The organism is Jiella soli, assembly GCF_020615385.1.
Lineage (GTDB): Bacteria > Pseudomonadota > Alphaproteobacteria > Rhizobiales > Rhizobiaceae > VKMB-3413.
The window spans coordinates 1-2,261 of record NZ_JAJAVB010000034.1; the positions used below are offsets into that span (position 1 = coordinate 1).

The 2,261-nt window shown below is 57.5% G+C and carries 2 protein-coding genes; one reads left to right on the forward strand and one right to left on the reverse strand.

Annotated elements, in window-relative coordinates:
* Positions 1-86: 86 nt before the first annotated feature.
* Positions 87-935: an oxidoreductase gene (locus LH400_RS21565; protein ID WP_229155485.1), complete on the reverse strand. Its 849-nt coding sequence runs from the start codon at positions 933-935 to the stop codon at positions 87-89.
* A gap of 110 nt (positions 936-1,045) precedes the next feature.
* On the opposite strand from LH400_RS21565, the gene LH400_RS21570 reads away from it, so the two are divergent.
* Positions 1,046-1,990 carry a LysR family transcriptional regulator gene (locus LH400_RS21570; protein ID WP_229155487.1) on the forward strand — a complete coding sequence of 315 codons (945 nt, stop codon included), beginning with the start codon at positions 1,046-1,048 and terminating at the stop codon, positions 1,988-1,990.
* The last annotated feature ends 271 nt before the right edge of the window (positions 1,991-2,261 follow it).

The following is a 2,261-nucleotide window of genomic DNA, read 5'->3' on the forward strand; positions in this document are numbered from 1 at the left end:
ATCGCTCTCCGTTTGCGATCTTGAATCAAATTCCAAGGTAAAGCGGAATCCCTGAATGCAGACGCAACCTAGGGCCTTAGACATTGCTATTTGACAGAAGGGAGCATCTCATCGAGCTGGGTGTCGATCGCAACGCTCTCCCACGCGGACAGGTCGGCAAGAAACTTTTCGCCATGTGCCCGCAGGCCCTCGATTGCGTCCGCCCCCACTTGTAGTCGCAAAGGTGTCTTGTCCGACGCCAAAGCCGTATCGACTGCCCGTGCTGCCTTGTACGGGTCTCCCGGTTGCCGGCCATGATACTGACCCACGGCGGTTCTGATCCCCGACATCACCTTCTTATAGTCATCTATTTCCGGGAGGATTTCCAAGTCATTGAAGTTGGTGCGGAACGCGCCAGGCTCAAGTATCATTACCTTGATGTTCAACGGAGCGACTTCTTGCGCCAGTGCTTCCGAGATGCCCTCCAGTGCAAATTTTGAGGCGGAAACAGCGCCAATTCCCGGGAAGGATAGCTTCCCGCCGAGGCTCGAAAAGTTCACGATGGCTCCGGCTTTCTGCTGCCGCATGTGAGGCAGAACCGCTTTAATGGTCGAAAGCGCCCCGAAGAAATTAGTCTCCATCCGTGACCGGAACACTTCGTCCGGCGTTTCTTCGACCGCGCCGATGGCGCCGTAACCCGCGTTGTTGATGAGGACGTCGATCCGGCCGAAGCGGAAGATGGCTGCTTTGACGCTATCGCTGACCTCAGTTGGAACGGTTACGTCGAGCCTTGCAAGCAGAAGCCGGTCGGAGTTCTTCTCGAGGAGCGCTTCAAGCTTGGATAAAGAACGGGCGGTCGCCACGACGTTGTAGCCGTGATCAAGGGCGTAGTGCGCGAATGCTAGGCCGAAACCCGAAGACGCACCCGTGATGAACCACGTCGGTGTGGCAATCATTTATTTCTCCATCTTTGCGACGGACAACCCGCCAACTCAAGTAGATGCCTGAAATCCACGTGCGCGATAATACGATCGAAATCGCATGCATTGTGCGATACGATGCATCAATGGACAGAATGCTCCTCCCTCACCTCCCCATATTGCTGGCGGTCGCTCGCAAGTCCGGCTTTGCCGCGGCGGCTGCCGAACTCGGCATGAGCCCGTCTGCCGTCAGTCACGCCGTACGCGCGGTCGAGGATCGGCTCGGAGAACCGTTGTTCGCACGGACGACGCGTAGCGTATCGTTGACGCAGGCCGGCGAGAGCTTTCTAGCAGCCGTGGGACCTGCCCTGGACGATATTGCCAAGGCGTCGGAAGGAATTACCGCGAGGGGCGGCGAGATAACGGGATTGCTGCGGCTTACCGTGCCGCAGTTTGTGCTCGACATGGGTTTGACGCCGATCCTCGTCCACCTTTCGAAGCTGCACCCTCATCTGACGGTCGAGCTGCATGCCGAAGATGCCCTGGTTGATATTGTCGAGACCCGGTTCGATGCAGGGATAAGATTGGGGGAAACGATACAGCAGGATATGGTCGCGCTGCGGCTGACTCCCTCGTTCAGATCGGCCCTGGTGGCCTCGAAGCAGTATCTGGAAGCGAATGGGACACCACAGTCCTTGGAGGATCTCGCCGGCCATAACTGTATCGGCTTCCGGAGCTCAAGTTCGGGAGGCGTTTACGACTGGCCGCTGAACGATTGTGGCCAGATCCGGACGTTTAAGACGACCGGGACGGCGTTGGTCTCCGATGCCGGGCATGCTCGCGATCTCGCAATTGCCGGATTAGGGATCGCATACATGTTCGAGCCGCTGGTTCGAGCCCACCTGCTCGATGGCCGGCTTGAGCAAATACTACCGCACAGTTCGACAGATCTGGACGGCCTATTTTTGTATTACCCGCGCCGCGCATCGCTTGCTCCCAAGCTTCGCGCATTCGTTGATGTTGCGAAGAAATTCTCGGGTAGCTGGGATACTTCGATACCTAATCTGAGCCAGTCGTCGCAATCGCTTTAGGCAGGCGCAGGCGGATAGTAACAAGACAGCGATGCCCAAAAACCATCCGAGTATGCCTGGGTAGCGGCGCAGAGTCCCTGGAAGCCGGCGTCCAGCAGTAGAAGCCGGAATTTTCGGGTCCGGAAGGTGCCGGCAAATACCGCATGTCGACCTTCCGGTTGCCGATAGAGCGTAAGAGTCCGTTTGAGAAAGGTCTCAATGGCTGATGCGTCGGAGCAGGAGGCTTCCCATGGCGACATGGATCATGGCTTCCGAGACGTCGATGCGCTGT

What these genes read in the sequence shown, in the direction of transcription:
- LH400_RS21570 (WP_229155487.1), top strand. Translation starts at nt 1,046, where the DNA reads ATGGACAGAATGCTCCTCCCTCACCTCCCCATATTGCTGGCGGTCGCT.
- LH400_RS21565 (WP_229155485.1), bottom strand. Translation starts at nt 935, where the DNA reads ATGATTGCCACACCGACGTGGTTCATCACGGGTGCGTCTTCGGGTTTC.